The sequence below is a fragment of the Piscinibacter sp. HJYY11 genome, from assembly GCF_016735515.1.
In the GTDB taxonomy this organism is placed as follows: Bacteria; Pseudomonadota; Gammaproteobacteria; order Burkholderiales; family Burkholderiaceae_C; genus Rhizobacter.
On sequence record NZ_JAERQZ010000001.1, the window covers coordinates 4,758,088 to 4,778,734 of the forward strand.

A 20,647-nucleotide genomic window follows, 5' to 3' on the forward strand; every position below is an offset into this window, starting at 1 on the left:
CCCTTCAGCGTAGAGGCAAGCGCAGCGGCTGAAAACCCCTATGTCGCAAACCCCTGAGCTTCGCTCAGGCAAGCAGGGCGAGCTGCTCCGACAGCGGCTTCTCGCCGAACAGCCATTGCCCCGGCAGGAGGCGCATGCCCTGCTCGCTGGGCCACACCAGCGCCGGCACGCCGTGCATGCCGACCGACTTCATCACCTTCTTGGCGCGCACCACCCGCTTGGCGGTGGTGGCGGCGAGCGTGGGCTGGGCGAGGCGCTGCTCCCAGGTCTCGGGGTCGTCGCCGAGCGACGCAGCCAGGGCCTGCGCGATGACGCTGCGGTCGCTGATGTCTCGGCCGGCCACGAAGCGCTCGCGCTGCAATGCGTGCAAGGCATCGAGCTCGCGCCGCACGTCCCACAGCGAGACGGCGGTGAGCGCTTCCGTCGCGGCGGTACTGTCGAAGGGCAGCTCCGGGTTGGCGAGCACCTTGCGCTTGTAGAGATCGCTGAAGCGTTGCCCGCTCATCGCGGCGATGCGCGCGTCGGCCTGCTCGATGTGGCGGGCCATCTCGGGGTCGAGCGTCTTGCCGGGTGCGGCGAAAAGCCCGCTGGGCACGGGCTCGACGATGCACCCCCCCAGATCTGCCAGCCCGTGGATGGCGGGCATGGCGCCGTAGCACCATCCGCACAACGGGTCGTAGAGGTAGATCAGGTGGTCAATGGCCATCCGGCGAGTATGCGACAGCCTCCAGCGCCCGACGCCCGGGCGCCGATGGCCGGCAGCCTGGTGGCGCCGGGCGGCAGCCCACAGCGGCTGCAGTGGCGCGGCCGCGACGCTTGGCCCTTCAGTACGCGGCGGTGAACCGGCGCTGCACGTGCCGGGGCGTCTCGACCTCGTCGACGATGGCCACGGCCAGGTCGGCCACCGAGATGCCGGCGGGGGCGCCGCTGGCGTCGAACAGCACCTCGTCACCGCCGATGCGGAAGGCCCCGCGCCGCTCGCCGGGGGCGAGCATCACCGCCGGCGAGACGAAGGTCCAGTCGAGCGAGCTTTCCTGGCGCACCAGGTTGAGCGCCTCGCGGGCGGCAAGGGCCCCCTGCTTCCACTCGGCGGGGAACTCTGGGGTGTCGACCAGCTGGACGCCGGGCGCGACGTAGAGGCTGCCGGCGCCACCCACCAGCAGCACGCGCTTGACGCCGCTGCGTTTCACGCCGTCGAGGATGGCGCGGGTGCCTTGCAGGAAGACGTCGTGGATCTTCGGCTCCTGCCAGCCGGGGTTGTAGGCGCTGACCACCGCGTCGTTGCCTTCCACTGCCTGCGCGACCTCGGCGCTCTGCAGCGCGTCGGCCTTCACCACGGTGAGGCCCGGCCGGGCGGTCAGCTTGCCGGGGTTGCGGGCGAGGGCGGTGACGTGGTGGCCGCGGCGCAGCAGCTCTTCCAGCAAGGCGGTGCCGACGAAGCCGGTGGCGCCGATGAGGGCGATCTTCATGGGTGTTTCTCCATCACGTTGCGAATGGGTGTGACGATATGGGCTTCACAATCAGCCGGGAAGTCGTTCAAATCCAAGAACTTCTTTAAGCTGGGCTTCACAATGGACGATCTCCGGCGCATGGCCGTCTTTGCCGCGGTGGTGCAGCACGGCTCCATGAGCGCCGCCGCGCGGGCGTTGCGCATGAGCACCTCGGCGGTGAGCCAGCAGCTGCGCCTGCTGGAGCAGGGCAGCGGCGTGACGCTGCTGCACCGCTCCACCCGCAAGCTCTCGCTCACCGACACCGGCGCCCGTTTTGCCGAGCACTGCCAGGCGATGGTGAGTGCCGCGTCGCAGGCCAAAGCCCAGCTGGCGCTCGCGCACGATGCGCCGAGCGGCGAGCTGCGCATGTCGGCCCCGGTCGGCTTCGCTCGCCACATCGGCCCGGCGCTCGCCCCGCTGCTCGCCGACCACCCGGCGCTCACGCTGCGGCTGCTGGTCGACGACACGATGATCAACCTCGTCGATGCGCGCATCGACCTCGCCTTGCGCGCCGGCCGCCTGCCCGACTCGACCTGGGTCGCACGCAGGCTGTGCGACTTCGACTGGGTGCTGTGTGCCTCGCCCGACTACCTGCGCCGCCACGGCGAGCCGACGACACCGTCTGAGCTGGCGCGGCACCAGTGGCTGGTCGGCTCGCGCGACGGCTCGGCCCTGCAGATCGAGCTGGCAGGCCCCGAAGGCGCGAAGGAGACGCTGCGCGTCGAGGCCCGCATCGCGAGCAACAACCAGCTGAGCCTTGAGCAGATGTGCGCGGCGGGCCTGGGCGTGGGCATGCTGACCCACCCCGACGTGCACGCCTTGTTGAGCACCGGCGCGCTGCAGCGCGTGCTGCCGGCCTGGCGTTTGGCGCCGATCCCGGTGTGGGCCGTCACGCCCCAGCGCGACAACCAGCCGGCGAAGGTGCGCCATGCCATCGAGGCGCTGCGGGCGCACTTCGAGGCCACGCCCGGCACACGCCGGTGAGCCGCTCAGGTGGGCGTCACTGCGGCACGGTGCCGGGAATGAGGATGCGCCGGTCGACGTTGCGGATGTCGGTGTGGCCGCAGAAGGCCATGCTCACGTCGAGCTCCTTGTAGATGAGCTCAAGGCACTTGGCCACGCCTGCCTCGCCGAGCGCGCCCAGGCCGTAGAGGAACGAGCGGCCGATCAGCGTGCCGCGGGCACCGAGCGCCACGGCCTTGAGCACGTCCTGCCCGGAGCGGATGCCGCCGTCCATCCACACCTCGATCTTCGAGCCCACCTCGCGGGCGATCTCGGGCAATGCGGCGATGGAGGACGGCGCGCCGTCGAGCTGCCGCCCGCCGTGGTTGGAGACGATCAGTGCGTCAGCACCGCTGCTCGCGGCGTAGCGTGCGTCTTCCACGTCCATGATGCCCTTGAGGATGAGCCGGCCGCCCCAGCGCTTCTTGATCCACTCGACGTCGTTCCAGTCGAGCTTGGGGTCGAACTGCTCGCGCGTCCAGGTGCTGAGCGAAGTGACGTCGCTCACGCCCTTGGCGTGGCCGATGAGGTTGCCGAAGCTGTGGCGCCGGGTCGTCGCCATGCCCCAGCACCAGCGCGGCTTGGTCATCAGGTTGAGGATGTTGGCGATCGTCGGCTTGGGCGGCGCGGTCAAGCCGTTCTTGATGTCCTTGTGGCGCTGGCCGAGCACCTGCAGGTCGAGCGTCAACATCAGCGCCGATACGCCGGCGGCCTTGGCGCGGTCCATCAGGCGCTCCATGAAGTCGCGGTCGCGCATCCAGTAGAGCTGGAACCAGAAAGGCGACTTGGTGTGCGCGCGGATGTCCTCGATCGAGCAGATGCTCATCGTCGACAGCGTGAAGGGGACGCCGAACTTTTCAGCCGCCTTGGCCGCGAGGATCTCGCCATCGGCGTGCTGCATGCCGGTGAGGCCGGTGGGGGCGATGGCGACCGGCATGATCGCCGGCGTGCCCGCCATCGTGGTGCGCAGCGTGCGGCCTTCCATGTTGACCGCGACACGTTGCCGCAAGAGGATCTTCTGGAAGTCGGCCTCGTTGGCGCGGTAGGTGCCTTCGGTCCACGAGCCGGAGTCGGCGTAGTCGTAGAACATGCGCGGCACGCGCCGCTTGGCGAGGACGCGCAGGTCCTCGATGCAGGTGATGGGGGTCATGCCCCGGAGCTTATCCCCTGCGACGACGCGGCACGAAGTTCAACTGCGTACTCGTTTTCACCGGCGTCGCGCTCACCTGCACCGGCACGGCCGTCTGTTCCTGCAGCTGGTCGGGGTGCCAGATCGTGAGGCTGGCCCCGCCATCGGGCACGCCGTCGATGGTGACGACACCGTTGGCGTCGGTCTTGCCGAACCAGGGCGTGTCGGCCACGTAGACCTGGCCGCGCATCGAGCCGTGGATGTGGCAGCCCAGGCCGATGGGGCCGGCTGCATCCATCTTCAGGTCGGCGCTGGACATGCCTGATTTTTTCTTGGCCGGGCCGCTCGGGTAGGCATCGGTGCCGCCCTTGGCCTCGGCGATCGGGTCGGCGTCGAGGCGCAGCTCGAAGGTCTTGGCCGGCGCGATGGCGCCCAGCGGGCCGCTTGGTGTGGAGCGCACGTGGTGGTCGTAGGCGTCCTTGTTGACAAAGCGCAGCGTCGTGCCCACCGGCACCACGGTGAGGAAGGGGATGAAGCGCGAGCCTTCCTGCGTGATGAGCACCGGCTTCGACGACGGCGTGACCGTGCCCTTGGTGGCGGCCTGCACCAGCACCACGACGTCGGGCGCGGGCTTGCCGTCCTTGTCGGTCACAGTGAGCTGCACGGTGCCGGCGTGGACGGTGGTGGCGGCCAGGGCCAGCAGGGCCAGGAGGTGTCGTGTCATGGTGTCGTCTCCCTCAGGTGTTGCTCACGGTGTGTTGATGATGTCGCGGTGCATCGGCGCGAGTTTCGCGAGAAGCTTGTTCTGCGTCGAGAAGGCGATGCCCTGCGCGTTCATGCTGTCTTGCAGCACCTCGACCAGCGCGTTGAAGTCGCGCTTGGTGATGTCCATTCCGGCGTGGGCCTTCTTCATGTCGGGGCCCTTGAGCTTGCAGGGACCTCCGGAGACCTCGCAGAACTGTGCCACGAGCTGCGCCTTCACGTGCTTGTGGTCCACGTCCTTGAAGAAGGGATTCATGCGCTTGTCGGCGAGCAGTCGCGTCATGAAGTCGTCCATCAGCGTCGTGAGGCCGGGCTGGCCGCCGAGCTGCTGGTAGAGCGAGTCGTCGGCCTGCGCGTGCGCAGCACCGGTGAGCGCGACCAGAAAGGCGAGGGTGCGGAGCAGGTGTTTCATCTGGAGGCTCCCGTGGATCAGAACGCGACCTGCGCCGACACGTAGGCGCCGGTCTGCCGCTTGTTGACGACACCCGGCACGATCTTGCCGGCATCGACGTAGGCGAGCGTGAGCGAGAAATGCTTGCTCGGCGCCCACGCGATGAACACATCGGCCCAGTCGTCTTCGTCGAGCGCACCGGCGCCGAGCGCCGTGTTGTCGCGGAAGTTGTCGGGCTTGGCGCGGTACTCGGCGCCGATGGCGAGGTCTCGCCGCAAGAGCCACGCAAGCGACACCTCGGGTTGAACGCGGTAGCTGGTGTGGCCGGTGGCACCGAAGCCGAGCAGGCCGTTCTGGTTGGCCTTGGTCGCGCGCAGCGTGCCGTTGACGAGGATGCCCGGCGCAAGGAAGAGCTTGGTGGCGCTGACGTAGACGTCGGTGCCGCTGTCCTTTACGCCGAAGGCGGTGAGCGTGGGCTGCAGCGCGCCGGCATCCGACTTCTTGTGCTGTACGCCGATGGCCACCTGCGGCAGCCAGGTGTCGCTGTCGAGCACCGCATCGCCGAACACGCGCAGCTTCACGCCGACGATGTCCTGCTTGAGCTTGAGGCCCGGCAGACCGAGCGTGGTGCCCACCGGGCCGGTGTCGAAGGATTGTTTCGCGAACGAGACTTCGATCCGGTCGTCATACGCGACGGCGGCGCCGTAGGCGTTGACCGCGAAGTCCTGCGTCTTCACGCGGGTGGCGAAAGCCGAGCCGCCGAATTCGCCGGCGGTGCCGTAGCCACCGGTCACCGCCCAGGGCGTGAGGCCGCCGCCGGCCGCGCCCTCGATGTTGCTGACGCCGCCGGTCAGCAGCAGCTTGCCGCCGAAGGCGAAGGCCGAAGAGCTGGCGCAGGCGAGGGCCAGCGTGGCCAGTGCGAAACGATGGTGTCTGGGCATCGGGTGTTTCTCCTCATCTCCATGACGCATCTACGCAGCCGATGCGTCATCGGATGCATCGAAGGACGCATCGAACAGCGGCAGCGGCGCATGGTAAGCGGGCACTGGCTCTTGTGCCACCGGGGCTTCGGTGGCGTGAGGATTGAGCAACTCCGTGAGCTTGGCCAGGTTGCCGGCGCGCACGCCGAGCAGCCGCAGTCGCCGCGTGAGGTCGGCGCGCTTCAAGCACTCGCCGGCGGCGCGGCGGATGGTCTTCGCGTCCATCGTGTGCGCGGGCAGGGTGAGGTCGCGCGTGACGATCTTGAAATCGTCGAAGCGCAGCTTGATGCCGATGGTCTTGGCGGCGTAGCCCTTGCGGCTGAGGTCGTCGGCCAGCTCGACGCAGAGGTCGGTGAAGATGGGCGTGAGCACGTGCCGGTCGCGCACCGCGTGCAGGTCGCGCTCGAAGGTGGTCTCGCGGCTCATTGAGACCGGCTCGCTGTGCGTGACCACCGGCCGGTCGTCGCGGCCATGCGTGGCGGCGTGCAGCCACGCGCCGTAGCTGCGGCCGAAACGTTCGACGAGGAAGAGGGGGTCGGCCGCGGCGATGTCACCCAGCGTGTGCAGGCCGAGCGCGGCGAGCTTCTCGCTCGACTTGGGGCCGATGCCGTTGAGCTTGCGCGCGGCCAGCGGCCAGATGCGCGCGGGGATGTCGTCGTGCGTCAGCAGCGTGAGGCCGTCGGGCTTGTCGAATTCGGAGCAGAGCTTGGAGAGCAGCTTGTTCGGCGTGATGCCCACCGAGCAGGTGAGGCCGCCGGTCGCTTCGCGCACCGCGTCTTTCAGTTGCTGGCCGATGGCGCGGCCGCCATCGTCGTGCACGCCCGGCAGGTCGGTCAGGTCGATGTAGATCTCGTCGATGCCGCGGTCTTCCACCAGCGGGGCGATGCGGCGCACCGCGGCCTTGAAGAGGCGCGAGTACTTGCGGTACTCGTCGAAGTCGACCGGCAGCAGCACGGCGTCGGGCGCGAGCTTGGCGGCCTTCATCGTGGGCATGGCGGAGAAGACGCCGAGCTTGCGCGCTTCGTAGGTGCTGGTGGTGAGCACGCCGCGCCCCGTGTAGTCGCGCAGGAGCGAGAACTCCCGCGTGCCGTCGGGCTTCAGCACCGGCTGGTGCCGGCGACCGCCGCCGATCACCACCGGCAGGCCCTTCAATTCCGGATAGCGCAGCAACTCCACGGAGGCGTAGAACGCATCCATGTCGAGGTGGGCGATCAGGCGGGGCACGGCTGTATTTTCATACAGTTATTTGCAGCCAGCCAAGCACTACCATCCTGCGATGACCTACACCGCCCGATGCCTCTGCGGCGGCATCAGCTTGCGCCTCGAAGGCGAGCTGGCGCCGATCCAGATCTGCCATTGTTCGCAGTGCCGCCAGGCCCAGGGAGGGGCCTTCGCGGCCAACATCCCGGTCGATGCATCGAAGGTGCATGTCGACAGTGGCACCGAACTCATGAGCGAATACGAGGCAACGCCCGGCAAGAAGCGCGTCTTCTGCCGTCGCTGCGGCTCGCCGATCTACAGCGCGCGAGAAAACCTGCCGGGCGTGCTGCGCATCCGCGCCGGGCTGATCACCGAGCCGCTGGCCGCACGGCCCGGTTTCCACATGCACGTGGCCAGCAAGGCCAACTGGTACGAGATCCACGACGGGCTGCCGCAGCATTCGCAGGGCCACGTTCCACCTTCCCCCTGACCATGCTCGACTTCGAAGCCCCACCCATCGAGTCGTCGCAGATGCGCCGCGCCGGCCGCGAACTGCTGTCGCTCGCGCTGATGGACACGCGCAACCACAGCCTGCGCTGGATGAGCGCCATCGAAGCCGCGCTGCCCGGCTTTACCGTCAGCGAGAACCTGCGCGAAGGACTCAACCCGCCGCTGTGGTCGCTCGGCCACCTGGCCTGGTACCAGGAGCACTGGATCTCCCGCAACGTGCAGCGCCAGCGTGGCACGCAGGCCGACCCGACCGCGCTGCGGCTCGCCTCCATCGAGCCCCTTGCCGACCAGCTCTTCCACCCGTCCGTCACGCCAGCCGAACTGCGCTGGGACCTCGAGCTGCCGGAGCCGCAGGCCATCCGCCAGTACCTCGCCGACACGCTGGAGACCACGCTCGAGCTGCTCGACCATGCACCGGACGAGGACGATGCGCTGTACTTCTTCCGCCTCGCGCTCTTTCACGAAGACGCGCAGCTCGAAGCCTTTGCCGAGCTCTCGCAGACGCTCGGCTTCGACGCCAGCCTGCTGCCGCCGATCGGCACGCTGGCGTCGCGTGCGCCGGTGCTCTTTCCGGCCACGCGCTGGATGCTCGGCTCACCGCCGGGCGGCTTCGCCTTCGACAACGAACGGCCCGCCCATGAGCACGGCGTGCCCGAATTCGAGATCGATGCACAGCCCGTCACCTGGGGCCAGTACTGCGAGTTCGTCGAAGACGGCGGCTACGACGACGAGCGCCACTGGTCGCCCGAAGGTTGGGCCTGGGTGCAGCGCGAAGGCCGCCGCACGCCGCGCCATGTGGACCAGATGCGCCAGAGCGTGCTGATGCAGCGCTTCGGCAAGATGACGCGCGTGCCGATGACGCAGCCTGCCATGCACGTGAGCTGGTACGAGGCAGATGCGTGGTGCCGCTGGGCGCAGCGCCGGCTGCCCACCGAGCTGGAATGGGAGGTCGCCGCGCACCAGGGCGCCTCGCGCGGCGTGCGCTTCGGCCAGGTGTGGGAATGGACGGCAGGGAGCTTCCGCCCCTACCCGGGCTTCGCCCCGGGGCCCGATGCGCAGTATTCGCAAGCGGCCTTCGGCTCGCACAAGGTGCTGCGCGGCGGCTCGTTTGCCACCAACGAGCGCATGCGCAACGCGAAGTACCGGCGCTTCCTGCTGCCGCAGCGCGACGACGTCTTCAGCGGTTTCCGCAGCGTGGCGATGTAGGGCCGTCAGTCGGGCTTGATCTTGGCCCGCGCGATCACCGGCTTCCAGCGTTGCTGCTCGGTGTCGATGAATTTTGCAAACTCTTCCGGCGTGCTGCCCACCGCGATCGCCGACTCGCTTTCCAGCAGCTTCAGGGCCGCGGGCTCCTTGACGGCCCTTGCCGATGCGAGCGCGAGCTTGTCGATGTTGGCCTTGGCCATCGACGAGGGCGCGAGGATGCCGTACCACTGCGTCATCTCGAAGCCCGGGAAGCCCTGCTCCGCCACGGTCGGCACGTCGGGCAGCTGCGCGAGGCGCTGCGTGGTCCCGGTCGCGATGCAGCGCAGCTTGCCTGTCTTGATGAACTGCATCACGGCCGGTGCGCCGACCGCCGCGGCCTCGAGCCGCCCGCCCATCAGGTCGGTCAGCTGCGGGCCGGTGCCGCGATAGGGCACGTGGACCACGAAGGTGTTGCTCACCGCCTTCAGGTACTCGAACGCGAGGTGGCCTGCGCTGCCATTGCCCGCCGAGCCGTAGTTCAGCTGGCCTGGCTTGCTCTTGGCCAGCGCGAGGAACTCCTTCAGGTTCTTGGCTGGAACATCCGGCCGCACGACGTAGAGGCTCGGCACCTTGGACAGCAGCGAGACCGGCGTGAAGGCCTTCTGGTCGTAGGGCAGCTTGTCGAAGATGAACGGGTTCACCGCCAGCGTGCCGATGTGGCCGAGGATGATGGTGTGCTGGTCGTCGGCCCGCGCCACCTCGCCCATCGCCACGTTGCCGGCGGCGCCCGGCTTGTTGTCGACGAAGACGCTCTGGCCCAGGATCTTCTGCATCTCACTGGCCGTCGCACGCGCAACGATCTCGCTGCTGCCGCCGGGCGCGAAGGGCACCACGAAGCGCACCGGCCTGCTCGGCCAGGCGGCCTGGGCGCGCACGAACATCGGCAGTCCGCCGGCGATGGCGGTCGCAGCGGCGGTGACGCGCAGCGCTGCGCGCCGGTTGATCTTGAGCTGGTCCATGGGGATTCCTTGGTTGGTTCAAGGGCAGCGCACGCCGGCGCCGTTGTACAAGGCGAGCAGCCGCTGGCCGATGAGGTCGGCGAGCGCATGCACCGCGCGGCGGTGCGCCGCCGCGATGGCCTGCGCATCGCCGTTCACCGGCTCCCGCACGCCGCTGCGGCACACGAGCGGCGGGTTGCCCTTGGCGGTGGGCGTGGCGGTCCACACGGCCTCGATCCACACCTCGCGTGCGGCCATCGACTCGAAGCGCTGCACGTCCACCTTGAGGCGCACGTACTCGGCCGTCGGCGACGAGCGCACGTCGACCGCGCCGTAGCGCTTGGCCAGCCGGTCGAAGAGCGCGGCCCGCAGCTCGTCGCGCAGCGGCGCCACCCATTGCTCCTGCTCGAGGATGCGCAGGCTGTCGTCGGGCAGGCGCACCACCCACTGCTGCTGGTCGACGGCCGGTGGCACGCTGACCGGCGCGATGTCGATCGGCAAGGGCACGGTGCTCACGGCCTCGACCGCAGGCGCCTGCGTGGCCAGCAGGCTGTGGAAACGCGGCGCCGGTGTCGACGAACACGCGGCAAGCGCCAGCACCAGGGCGAGGGAAAGCAGGGGCTTCATCGTTCAGCGTCGTTCAGGTGAGGCCGGAGAGGCGGGGATCTTCGCGTCGTCGGGCTTGCCGCGCAGCAGCGATTCGGGGTGGCGTTGCAGGTAGTCGGTCAGCACGCGCAGCGACTGGGCCGCACGCTGCAGGTCGACCAGGGTCTGCTCGGCGTTGCGCTGGATGGGCGCGCTCGGATCGAAGAGGCTGCGGTCGGCGCGCTGCAGCGTCTCCTGCACCGACTGCAACGTGCGCCGCACCTCGGCGAGCGAGGCCTGCGCCTCCGGCCGAAGCTGTGAGATCGCCTTGTTCGCCTGCGACAGTGTTTCGTTGAGGTTGCGCCCGATCTCGTCGAACGGCACCTTGTTGACCTTGGCGACGATCTCGGCGATCTGCGGCTGCACGTCGGCCAGCGTGCCCGGCACGGTGGGGATCGCCGGGATGGCGGTGGATGTGTCGAGCTCGGCCTTGCTCACCTTGCCGGGGAAGTCGAGCGCCACGTACATCTGGCCGGTCAGCAGGTTGCCGGTGCGGGCCTGCGCGCGCAGTCCGCTCTGCACCAGGCGCTGCAGCAGGGTGGTGTCGCGCCGGGTTTCGTCGTCGCCCTCCTGGCGCAGCGAGTTGCGCACGGCGCCCAGGCGCGTCGGGTAGATCTCGGCCTCCACTTCCACCGGGAAGCGCTTGCGCTTGCCGTCGTAGTCGAGCCGCACCGCCTTGATGACGCCGATATCGATGCCGAGGAAGTCGACCGGCGCGTCGATGTCGAGTCCGCGCACCGACTGGTCGAACACCATCCGCACGCGCAGCGGCGGGCCGTCGGGTGGCGCGAGTGCCGCCTTGCGGTCGGGAAAGAGGTTGAAGCGCGTGCCGTCGGAGGCCGGCGGCAGCCCCTGCGTGCCCTGCGGTCGCTCGAAGGAGATGCCGCCCGAGATGACGGAGGCGAGCGTCTGCGTGTCGACCCTGAGCCCGCTGCTGTTGAGCGAGACCTCCACGCCGCTTGCGTTCCAGAAGCGCGTCTGCGGGTTCACGAGCTTGTCGTACGGCGCCTCGATGAAGATCTGCACCGAGAGCTCGTCGATCAGCGGGTCGAGGTTGTAGCCCACCACCCGGCCGACGCGGTTGCGCTTGTAGAGGATGGGCGAGCCCACGTCGAGCGAGCCGAGGTCGTCGGTGCGCAGCACGAAGCCGCGGCCGGGCTCGCCGCGCAGCACGAAGGGTGGGTTCTCGAGGCCGGTGAAGTGGCGGCGCTGCTTGGTCGACTCACCCGCGTCGACGCCGATGTAGGCGCCGGAGAAGAGTGTCTCGATCCCGCTCACGCCGGCGGTGTCGATGCGGGGGCGCACCACCCAGAAGCGCGTGTCCTCGACCGCGATGTTGGAGACCGAGCGGTCGAGCCGCACGGTGGCCTGCACGTGGTCGCGCTTCTCGCTGAGCGTGACCGCCTCCACGCGGCCGACCACCACTTCCTTGTAGCGCACCTCGGTCTTGCCGGGGCGCAGGCCGTTGGCGGAATGGAAGTCGATCGTGACCTGCGGCCCGGTGGACAGCACCGCGCGGATCAGCAGCGCCACGCCCACCGCGAGGGCCACGATGGGCACCAGCCACACGAGCGAGGGCCCGTGCCACTTGCGGGTGACCGGCGTGGGCGGCGTCACGGGTGGGGGCGGCGGGGCGGAGCCGAGGGTGTCTTCGCTCATGGGTGGCGGGTGTCGTCTTTTTCTTCAGGCCAGATCAATCGGGGGTCGAAGCTGCCGGCGGCGAGCATGGTGAGCACCACGACCGCGCCGAAGGCGAGCAGCCCGGGCTGCGGCATCACGCCGCCCAGCGGGCCGAAGCGGATGGTGCCCACCAGCAGCACGACGACGAACACGTCGAGCATCGACCAGTGGCCCACCGCTTCGATCATGCGGTAGAGCTGGGCACGCTCGACCTGCTTCCAGCGCGAGCGCCGCTGCGCGGTGATGACGAGCACCAGCAGGGCGCCGATCTTCAGGAGCGGCACCGCGATGCTCGCGATGAAGACGATCACCGCCAGCAGCCAGTCGCCGCCGGTGCGCAGCTCCTCGATGCCGCCGAGGATGGTGTGCAGCGTCTCGCCGAAGACGTTGCTCGTCGACATGATGGGCAGCAGGTTGGCCGGGATGTAGAGCACGGTGGCCGCGATCAGGTAGGCCCAGGTGCGCTGCAGGCTGCGTGGGCGCTCGTGGTACAGCGGCGTGGCGCAGCGCGGGCATTGCAGGAACGTGCCATCCGGCACTGCGTGCAGCAGCTGCGAAACGCGGCCGCAGGTCGGGCAGCCATACAGCCGCATCTGCGAGCCGGTCTGCAACGACGACGCCTCGCTCATGCCGTGCCCCCGATCTCGCTGCTGCGCTTCCACAGGGTGTGCGTGCCGGCTGCGGTGATCGCAGTGATCAGCAGCGTGACCGCGCCGTACGCGAAGAGTCCGATGCCCGGCGTGGCGCTGGTGAGCGAGGCACAGCGCACCACTGCGACCAGCGTGCCGAGCAGGAAGACTTCGACCATGCCCCAGCGCGTGACGAAGTGGAGCATGTGCATCGCCGGCACGAAGCCGCGCGGCACGATGCCGCGCACCAGCGAGCCCAGCAGGTAGAGCCGCAGGATGGTGAAGACGAGCGGGAAGACGAGCGCCGTGGCGGCGGTGAGCACGGCCACGAGGGGCTGGCCGGCCGCCCAGGTGGCCTCGATCGCCTCGGGCAGGGTGGCCTGGCTCACCACGCCCTGGAAGTCGAGCGTGACGATGGGGGCGCTGTTGCCGACGATGATGAGCAGCAGCGACGCGATGGCAAAGGCCAGCAGTTTCTCGGTGCCGAGCACATGGCCACGGCCGAGCAGGGCGTTGCAGCGGCGGCAGCGTGCCACCGTGCCGCGGGCGAGCGTGATGCGTTCGTGCACCGCATCGCATTCGTGGCAGACGACCAGGTCGGGCCTCGCGGCCAGGGCGACTGCGGTGCCTGTGGCGCGAGCGGCCGCCGGCGCATACGGCGCGTGGGCGTGGGCGCTCGGCACGGGGTCGGTCATCCGGCCATCTTAGCCGTGCCCCTCGTGGTGGCACAGCCGGGCCGAGCGATCACCCCGCGGCCTCTGCGGCTGCCGCCCGGAGCTTGCGGTAGATGGTGTTGCGGGCCACGCCGAGCTGGCGGGCGGCACGCGAGATGTTGCCGCCGGCGGCGTCGACCGCCTGGCGGATGGCGGCCATCTCCTGGGCGTGCAGCGTTGTCGGGGGGAGGGCAGCCGGCGACGCGCTGGGCTCGGGCGACTCGGTGCTGCGAAGGCTCTCGGGCGCACGGCTCGCGGGCGCGGGCGGCACCGGCTCGCGTGGCACCGCCACGCCGGTCGCAAGCGACACGCTCGGCCACAGCGTCGGCCAGTTGAAGAGCGCCCGTGCGTAGACCGGCGTGCCGGTCATGTCGCCGTACTGCAGCATCAGCGGCATGGGCTCGTCGGCGCGGTGGCGGCAGTGGTCGGCGATCGCGGACACGCGGGTGCCGAAGATGGCTTCCAGCCCCAGCCGGCGCAATGCCGGCATGTTCAGCCCGAGGTGCTCGAGCGCGGCGCGGTTGGCGCCGAGGATGCTGCCGTCGGGCGCGAGCGCGATCATCGCCTCGCGCATGGTGCCGAGCATGCGCTGCTGCGGGTGGAAGTGCAGGCGCAAGCCGTGGCGGAACTTGTCGGCGAACCACTGGTTCTCGATCATGCGGGCCGACATCGTCACCATCGCCAGCGTGTGCGGGTGGTACGAGGAGTGATGGCCGCTCACGTCGAGCACGCCGATCATCTGGCCGGTGTGGTCGAAGATCGGCGAGGCCGAGCAGGTGAGGAAGCGGTTGGCCGCGAGGAAGTGCTCGTTGCCATGCACGAGCGTCGGCGCTTCGGTGAAGAGCGCGGTGCCGACTGCGTTGGTGCCCTTCGAGGCCTCGGACCAGTTCACCCCTGGGGCGAGCGCGATCTGCTGCAGCCGCTCGAGGAAGCTGTCGTCGCCCACCGCCTGCAGGATGCTGCCGTCGGTGTCGGTGAGGGCCACCGCACTCTTGGTGAAGACGATCTGCTCGAAGAGCATCTCCATCACCGGCGTGGCGTGCTCCAGCAGGCGCTGGTGTGGCTCGCGCATCAGGCGGGCGCCGTAGGCGGAGAGCGGGTTGAGCTCGGGGACAGAGTGCTCGGTCAGGCCGAGGGCACGGCAGCGTTCATGCGACTGCTGGATGGTGTGGACATGCTCCGGCCCGATGGCCAGATCGAAGGTTCTCGCACCAGGCGCAAGCGCTGCCGCAGCGTGACGGTCCATGAAGTCTCCTCGGCGAGACCGGGGCGTGCCAGTGGTGTGGGCGCCGGCTCGGGAGGGGCCATTCTGCGCCTCTTCGGTACAACGTCTGTCACCCAGGGGAAAGGTCGTCTACGGGTGGACCCTAGGCCCCTGGCGGAACGCTAGGCGTTGCTGGTCGCGCGCACTTCGGCGAGGCTGGTCACGCCCTGCAGCACCTTCTCGATGCCGTCCTGGCGCAGGGTGCGCATGCCCTCGGCCATGGCGGTGTGCAGCAGTTGCTCGGTGCGCGCGCCGGTCTGCACCAGGCGGCGCAGCTCGCGGCTCACGACCATCAGCTCGTGCAGGCCGGCACGTCCCTTGTAGCCGGTGTGGCCGCAGTGCTCGCAGCCCGGGCTGTGGAAGTGCACCAGCCGGCCGTCGCGGCCGAAGCGCTCGGCCCAGTCGGCGAGCAGCGACTTGCGGTTGAGCGTCTCGTGGTCGGGCGGGCAGACGTGCAGGTAGTCGTCGAGCAGCTCATTGACCTCGTTGTCGCCCAGCGGGCGCGACGTGCGGCAGTGGTTGCAGAGCTTGCGCACCAGGCGCTGGGCCAGCACGCCGAGCAGCGAGTCAGCGAAGTTGAAGGGGTCGAGGCCCATGTCCAGCAGGCGCGTGACCGTCTCGGGGGCGCTGTTGGTGTGCAGGGTGCTCAGCACCAGGTGGCCGGTGAGCGAGGCCTCGATGGCCATCTGTGCGGTCTCTTCATCGCGCATCTCGCCGACCATGATCACGTCGGGGTCGGCGCGCAGGAAGGCACGCAGGGCCTTCGCGAAGGTCCAGTCGATCTTCGGGTTCACCTGCACCTGGCGCAGGCCGGGCTGGGTGATTTCGACCGGGTCTTCGGCCGTCCAGATCTTGCGCTCGGGCACGTTGATGTGGCTGAGCGCCGAGTGCAGCGTGGTGGTCTTGCCCGAGCCGGTGGGGCCCACGCACAGCACCATGCCGTAGGGGCGCTCCATCACCTCTTTGAGCTGCTGCAGGTTCCAGGGCGAGAGGCCCAGGTTGTCGAGCGGGATGGGCTTGGCCGAGGCCAGGATGCGCATCACCACGTCTTCCAGGCCGTTGTTGGTGGGGATCGTGGCCACGCGCAGCTCAATCTTGTGCTGCGCGCTGAATTTGGCGAAGTTGATCTTGCCGTCCTGCGGCTTGCGCTTCTCGGAGATGTCGAGGTCGCACATGATCTTGATGCGCGCGATCACCGCGTTGCGGTAGTTGGGCGGTAGCTCCAGGTGCGTGCGCAGCAGGCCGTCTTTCCGGAAGCGGATCTTGATCTTGTCGCGGCCGGGGTAGCTCTCGACGTGGATGTCGGACACACCGTCCTGGTGCGCCTCGATGATCATGTTGTTGATGAGCTTGACGAGCGAGTTGTCGCTCTGCTCGATCTGGCGGTCGTCAGTGGGCGTGAGGGCTTCGAGGTCTTCCTTCTCGAGCGTCTCGACAAGCTTGTCGGTGCCTTGCAGGTCGAAGGGGATCGGGTCGGCCGCGTTGACGTTGGCAAAGCGCAGCGGGATGGCGGCGCCGATCTTCTCGTAGGCAGTATTGAGCACGTCTTCCATGCGCGAGCACTGCGCAAGCACGGCCACCGTCTTCATCTGCGTGATGAACTCGATCTCGTCGACGATGGCGCGGCGGCGCACCGGGTCGTCGAGCGCGATCACGAGGCGGCCTTCGCGCAGCATCAGCGGCATCACCTGCAGGCGCATCGCCACCGAGAAGGGCAGCTTGCGCAGAGCGTCTTCCTCGAAGGGGAAGGCGTCGAGGTTGACGAGCGGGTAGCCCATCTTGCGGGCGAGTGCCGTCTGCAGGTCTTCGCGCGAGACGATGCCCATCTTCACCAGCAGCTCGCCGAGCGGCACGCTGCGGTCCTGCTGCTGCTGCGCGAGCGCGTCGTCGAGCTGGGCCTGCGAGACCATGCCGAGCGAGGTGAGCGCCTCGCCGATCTTGACCATCGGCATCTTGGCCTGCTTCTCGATCGCGGCCATCAGCTGCTGCGGCGTGACGACCTGGCGCTCGAGCAGGATGTCGCCGAGTTTCTGGTGGCGCATCTGCTGCTGGCGGCCGACGGCCTGCTCGACCTGCTGCGGCGTGGCCGCCTTCTGGTCCACCAGCACGTCGCCGATGCGCGGGCCGATCTCGAAGCCGGTGTAAGCCGCCTTGGGCACGAAGAGGCGCTGCACCGAGCCCTTGTCGTCGACCGGCGGGAAGAGGAAGAGGCCGTGCCCGGTCTCGACGTGGCCGATCGTCGTGCCCTCGATCGTGCCGCCATCGGGCAGCAGCACCTTGTAGCTGCTGCGCGGGCGCTGCTCGAGCATGGCCGCATGCTTCTCGTGGGTCAGCAGGGCGGTGGTGATGGGCTTGAGCGGCTCCATCACGCGCAGCGATCGGAACTGGTGGAAGCGCAGCGGCATCGTGGTGCGCGCCGGCGGTACCTGCACATGCGCGACCTGGTCATCGGGCACGAAGAAGATCAATCGGCCGGCCACGGCCTTGCCATTGGTGCCGACGAACTCACAGCCTTGCGCCTGGTGCTGCTCGTCAGCGGCGGGGTAGGCCGCAAACGGCGGCGTGGGCCAGAGGAAAGCGGGGTGGCGGGTCTTCTCCGCAGGCTCCGGCGTGGTCGCCATGCGCGGCGGCAGCGAGACGGGCGCGCTGGCGTCGGTGGCGAAATCCATGTTCACGAAGTCGGAGAGGTCGGACATTTCGGTGCTCGCTTTTTGGCTCTTTGATCCTATTCAGGCGGAGCGGGGCTGATCTTTCGAAATGGGGTGAGAAGGTCACGCTGCTTGCGACTTTCTTCGCGGCCGCGTTCGGTGCGGCGGCAAGGGCTTGGGGGCAGCGGATTCCTCCGTGTCCCCCTTTGGTGACCCTACCGGGTCACCAAATTCCTCCTAATACCTGCGGAATCCGCTGCCCCCAAGCCCTTGTCGCGAGACGCACAGGCATGCCCCGCTAGAAGTCCAGGCATGCCACGATGTTTTGCGCCAAGGGGATGGGGTGGGCGAATTCTGTAGGTAAAGGAGGAGCCCGTTCACCACGGCAGTGGTGAATGGGCGGGGGACACGGAGGAATTCGCCCACCCCATCCCCTTGGCGCCGCCGCAAGCGCCAGCAAGCACCGCCTATGATTTAGAGACGCCCATCACCACATCCGGCAGCCACGTCACGAGCTGCGGGAACACCGTGATGATCGCGATGCACACCACCAGGCAGCCGAAGAACGGCACCGCCGCACGCGCGATGACGTTGCTGTCCTTGCCCGTCATGTTCTGCAGCACGAAGAGGTTGAAGCCCACCGGCGGTGTCACTTCCGCAATCTCGACCAGCAGCACGATGAAGATGCCGAACCACACCAGGTCGAAGCCGGCCTTCTGGATCATCGGCAGCACCACCGCCGAGGTGAGCACGATCATGCTGATGCCGTCGAGCGCGGTGCCGAGCACCAGGTACACGACCACGAGCACGGCGATCAGGGCATAGGGGCTCAGGTTGAGCGCGGCCACGCCCTCGGCCAGCTCGCGGGGGATGCCGGTGAAGGCCATCGTCTTCGCCAGGAAAGAGGCGCCGGCGAGGATGAACATGATCATGCAGCTCACCCGGGTGGCGCTCATCAGCCCGTCCCAGAAGTTGCGCCAGGTGAGGGAGCGGCTGGAGATCGCAATCGCGAGCGAGCCCAGCACGCCGAAGGCCGCGCACTCGGTGGCGGTGGCCCAGCCGGCGACCAGCACCCACACGATGAAGAGGATGAGCAGCGCACACGGGATGAGGCTGCCGGAGCGGCGCAGCTTGTCCGCCAAGGTCGTGGGCGGCTCGGCGGGCGGCACCTTGTCCGGGTGTCGCAGGCTCCACCACGCGATGTAGCCCGAGAAGAGCAGCATCAGCAGCAGGCCGGGGATGAAGCCGGCGAGGAACACGCGGATCACCGACGCATCGGCCGCCACGGCATAGACCACCATCGTGATCGACGGCGGAATGAGGATGCCCAGCGTGCCGGCGGTGGCCAGCGAGCCGAGGGCGAGCCGTTCGTCGTAGCCGCGGCGCTTGAGCTCGGGCAGCGCCACCTTGCTGATCGTCGCGCAGGTGGCCGCCGATGAGCCCGACACCGAGCCGAAGATGCCGCAGCCGAGGATCGTGGTGTGCATCAGCCGGCCGGGGATGCGGTTGAGCCAGGGGGCGAGGCCTTCGAACATCTGCTCCGACAGGCGCGTGCGGAACAGGATCTCGCCCATCCAGATGAAGAGCGGCAGCGCGGCCAGCTCCCAGCTCGCGGTCGTCTCCCAGAAGGCGGTGAAGAGGTTCTTGCCGGGCAGGGTGGTGGTGAAGAAGAACTGGCCGATCCAGCCGACGATGGCCAGGCCCATGGCGATCCACACACCGCCGCCGAGCAGCAGCAACAGGATGAAGAGCAACAACCCGCCTATTGCAATCAGGCTCATGCGATGGGACTCATCTGGCTTTTCTAGATGTCTTCCGAGAAATCACCGCGCGCGTGCCGCTCCTCGACGAGCCGCACGTAGGTCGGCTTCTCCCCCTTGAGCACGATCACGAGTTCGTCGAGCACCGCCACCGCGAAGAGCACCGCGCCCAGCACGAAGCTCATCTGCGGGATCCAGATCGGGATGGGCACCATGTTGCCGGCGATGTCGTTGAAGGCCCAGCTCTCGTGCGTGAAGCGGATGGCCCACCACGCGAGGTAGCCGATGGCCAGCGCGGCGATGCTGAGCGACACGATCTCCAGCACGCGCACCACGCGCGGCGGCAGCTTCTCGAGCAGCAGCGTCACACGCACGAAATCGCCGTGCTTGAAGGCGTGGGCCATGGCGAAGAAGGCCGACGCCGCGCACAGCCACGACACCACGTCGGCGACCCACCCCACGCGCCAGCCCGCGTAGCGGCCCACTGCAGCCAGGATCATCAGCACGAAGATCGCCAGCACCGCGAGCGCCGCGGCCTGCCCGGCGAGCAGGTACAGCGCATCGAGGCCGCGCCGCAGCGGCCCGGGGTGGCGTGGGGCGTGATCCGTCACGCCGTCATTTGCGGTAGGCGTTCACGACGGCCTGGCCTTCGGGGCCGGCCTTCTGCAGCCACTCGTCGAGCATGGCCTGGCCAACCTTCTGCATGTCGGCCTTGAGTTGCGAAGAGGGCGCGACGATGGTCATGCCGTTCTTCTTCAGGAGTTCCATGTACTCGTTGTTCTTCGCCTTGGACGTGGCCCAGCCGCGCGTCTCGGCGTCGGCCGCGGCCTTGAGCACCGCAGCCTGCGTGGGCTTGTCGAGCGCGTCGAAGGCGGACTTGTTGGCCAGCACGGCGTTCTTGGGCAGCCAGGCCTGGGTGTCGGTGAAGAACTTGAGGTGCTCGTAGGTCTTGGTGTCGTAGCCGGTCGAGCCCGAGGACATGTACGACTCCACCACGCCGGTGGCCATGGCCTGCGAAAGCTCCGCCGCCTGCACCGTCACGGGCTGCGCACCCAGCAGCTCGGCCAGGCGCGAGGTGGCGGGGCTGTAGGCGCGCCACTTCACGCCTTTGAGGTCGGCCGCGGAGGTGATCGGCTTCTTGCTGAAGATGCCCTGCGGCGGCCATGCCACCGCATAGAGCAGCATCAGGCCCTGCTCGGCGAGCTTCTTCTCGAGGATGGGCTTCTGCGCCTTGTAGAGCTTGGCCGACTCGTCGTAGCTGTCGGCCAGGAAGGGCAGGCCGTCGGCACCGAAGATCTGCCATTCGTTCTGGTAGTTCACGAGCAGGATCTCGCCCGCTTGCGCCTGCCCGCCCTGCACCGCGCGCTTGATCTCGGGCGCCTTGAAGAGCGAGGCGTTGGGGTGCACCGTGATCTTGAGCTTGCCGCCGGTCGCCTTGTCGACGTCGCTGGCGAACTGGGTCAGGTTCTCGGTGTGGAAGTTCGTGGCGGGGTAGGCCGAGGGCAGGTCCCACTTGGTCTGGGCCTGGGCGGCACTTGCCAGCAGCAGGGTGGCAGCAAGCAAGGGCAGGTGAAATCGCATGAGCGTGTCCTTGGTGGGGATGGAAATGCGAGGGTAAGCGGTCGCCCGGTGGGTGGTATCCGGGCTTCTACGCGTGGGCA

The 20,647-nt window shown here is 68.6% G+C and carries 20 protein-coding genes; 3 read left to right on the plus strand and 17 right to left on the minus strand.

Translation table 11 applies throughout. From position 1 onward, the window contains the following. Window positions 1-64: 64 nt before the first annotated feature. Both JI745_RS22295 and JI745_RS22300 read right to left on the minus strand, forming a co-directional pair. Entirely contained in the window at window positions 65-706 is a 642-nt protein-coding gene (locus tag JI745_RS22295) for a DsbA family protein (protein ID WP_201811984.1), read from the minus strand. Between the two features lie 118 nt (window positions 707-824). Then, window positions 825-1,469, minus strand: a complete 645-nt coding sequence (locus JI745_RS22300) for an NAD(P)-dependent oxidoreductase (protein WP_201811986.1) — start codon at window positions 1,467-1,469, stop codon at window positions 825-827. 102 nt (window positions 1,470-1,571) lie between these two features. Here JI745_RS22300 and JI745_RS22305 point away from each other — a divergent pair, with 102 nt between their 5' ends. After that, on the plus strand, window positions 1,572-2,474 hold the full coding sequence (locus JI745_RS22305; RefSeq protein ID WP_201811988.1) for a LysR family transcriptional regulator: 903 nt from the start codon (window positions 1,572-1,574) through the stop codon (window positions 2,472-2,474). A 16-nt stretch (window positions 2,475-2,490) separates the two neighbouring features. Here JI745_RS22305 and JI745_RS22310 read toward each other — a convergent pair whose 3' ends face one another. The 5 genes from JI745_RS22310 to dinB are packed head-to-tail and all read right to left on the minus strand — an operon-like array spanning window position 2,491 to window position 6,978. After that, a complete protein-coding gene (locus tag JI745_RS22310) occupies window positions 2,491-3,642 on the minus strand; it encodes an alpha-hydroxy acid oxidase (protein ID WP_201811990.1) in 1,152 nt (383 codons plus the stop codon). 10 nt (window positions 3,643-3,652) lie between these two features. Continuing rightward, on the minus strand, window positions 3,653-4,345 hold the full coding sequence (locus JI745_RS22315) for a plastocyanin (protein WP_201811992.1): 693 nt from the start codon (window positions 4,343-4,345) through the stop codon (window positions 3,653-3,655). A gap of 24 nt (window positions 4,346-4,369) precedes the next feature. Further along, entirely contained in the window at window positions 4,370-4,795 is a 426-nt protein-coding gene (locus tag JI745_RS22320; protein WP_201811994.1) for a group 1 truncated hemoglobin, read from the minus strand. Window positions 4,796-4,812: 17 nt separating this feature from the next. Then, window positions 4,813-5,715 (minus strand): DUF3034 family protein, encoded by a 903-nt coding sequence (locus tag JI745_RS22325; RefSeq protein ID WP_201811997.1) that lies wholly within the window; start codon window positions 5,713-5,715, stop codon window positions 4,813-4,815. Between the two features lie 30 nt (window positions 5,716-5,745). After that, entirely contained in the window at window positions 5,746-6,978 is a 1,233-nt protein-coding gene (gene dinB, locus JI745_RS22330) for a DNA polymerase IV (RefSeq protein WP_201812006.1), read from the minus strand. 52 nt (window positions 6,979-7,030) lie between these two features. Here dinB and JI745_RS22335 point away from each other — a divergent pair, with 52 nt between their 5' ends. Continuing rightward, entirely contained in the window at window positions 7,031-7,444 is a 414-nt protein-coding gene (locus JI745_RS22335; RefSeq protein ID WP_201812008.1) for a GFA family protein, read from the plus strand. Window positions 7,445-7,446: 2 nt separating this feature from the next. Then, complete coding sequence (gene senA, locus JI745_RS22340) at window positions 7,447-8,670, plus strand: selenoneine synthase SenA (protein ID WP_236675096.1); 1,224 nt, start codon at window positions 7,447-7,449, stop codon at window positions 8,668-8,670. A 5-nt stretch (window positions 8,671-8,675) separates the two neighbouring features. On the opposite strand, the gene JI745_RS22345 is transcribed toward senA, so the two are convergent. From JI745_RS22345 to JI745_RS22390, 10 genes are all read right to left on the minus strand, one after another. Then, window positions 8,676-9,668: a tripartite tricarboxylate transporter substrate binding protein gene (locus JI745_RS22345; protein ID WP_201812010.1), complete on the minus strand. Its 993-nt coding sequence runs from the start codon at window positions 9,666-9,668 to the stop codon at window positions 8,676-8,678. A gap of 18 nt (window positions 9,669-9,686) precedes the next feature. Continuing rightward, the gene (locus JI745_RS22350) at window positions 9,687-10,274 is read right to left on the minus strand and encodes a membrane integrity-associated transporter subunit PqiC (protein ID WP_201812012.1); all 588 of its coding nucleotides are present in this window, start codon (window positions 10,272-10,274) and stop codon (window positions 9,687-9,689) included. Between the two features lie 3 nt (window positions 10,275-10,277). Next, window positions 10,278-11,951 carry an intermembrane transport protein PqiB gene (locus JI745_RS22355; protein WP_201812015.1) on the minus strand — a complete coding sequence of 558 codons (1,674 nt, stop codon included), beginning with the start codon at window positions 11,949-11,951 and terminating at the stop codon, window positions 10,278-10,280. Further along, window positions 11,948-12,601, minus strand: coding sequence for a paraquat-inducible protein A (locus JI745_RS22360; protein WP_236675097.1), 654 nt, complete (start codon window positions 12,599-12,601; stop codon window positions 11,948-11,950). Before JI745_RS22360 ends, JI745_RS22355 begins: the two co-directional genes overlap by 4 nt. Beyond that, window positions 12,598-13,296, minus strand: coding sequence for a paraquat-inducible protein A (locus tag JI745_RS22365; protein ID WP_201812017.1), 699 nt, complete (start codon window positions 13,294-13,296; stop codon window positions 12,598-12,600). Before JI745_RS22365 ends, JI745_RS22360 begins: the two co-directional genes overlap by 4 nt. Window positions 13,297-13,345: 49 nt before the next feature. Next, on the minus strand, window positions 13,346-14,560 hold the full coding sequence (locus JI745_RS22370; protein ID WP_201812019.1) for a helix-turn-helix domain-containing protein: 1,215 nt from the start codon (window positions 14,558-14,560) through the stop codon (window positions 13,346-13,348). Window positions 14,561-14,700: 140 nt separating this feature from the next. Further along, window positions 14,701-17,274: an ATPase, T2SS/T4P/T4SS family gene (locus tag JI745_RS22375; RefSeq protein WP_404932834.1), complete on the minus strand. Its 2,574-nt coding sequence runs from the start codon at window positions 17,272-17,274 to the stop codon at window positions 14,701-14,703. 419 nt (window positions 17,275-17,693) lie between these two features. Then, complete coding sequence (locus JI745_RS22380; RefSeq protein ID WP_201812020.1) at window positions 17,694-19,007, minus strand: TRAP transporter large permease; 1,314 nt, start codon at window positions 19,005-19,007, stop codon at window positions 17,694-17,696. 23 nt (window positions 19,008-19,030) lie between these two features. After that, the gene (locus JI745_RS22385; RefSeq protein ID WP_404932853.1) at window positions 19,031-19,564 is read right to left on the minus strand and encodes a TRAP transporter small permease; all 534 of its coding nucleotides are present in this window, start codon (window positions 19,562-19,564) and stop codon (window positions 19,031-19,033) included. A 37-nt stretch (window positions 19,565-19,601) separates the two neighbouring features. After that, the gene (locus tag JI745_RS22390) at window positions 19,602-20,567 is read right to left on the minus strand and encodes a TRAP transporter substrate-binding protein (protein WP_201812021.1); all 966 of its coding nucleotides are present in this window, start codon (window positions 20,565-20,567) and stop codon (window positions 19,602-19,604) included. Window positions 20,568-20,647 lie beyond the last annotated feature (80 nt).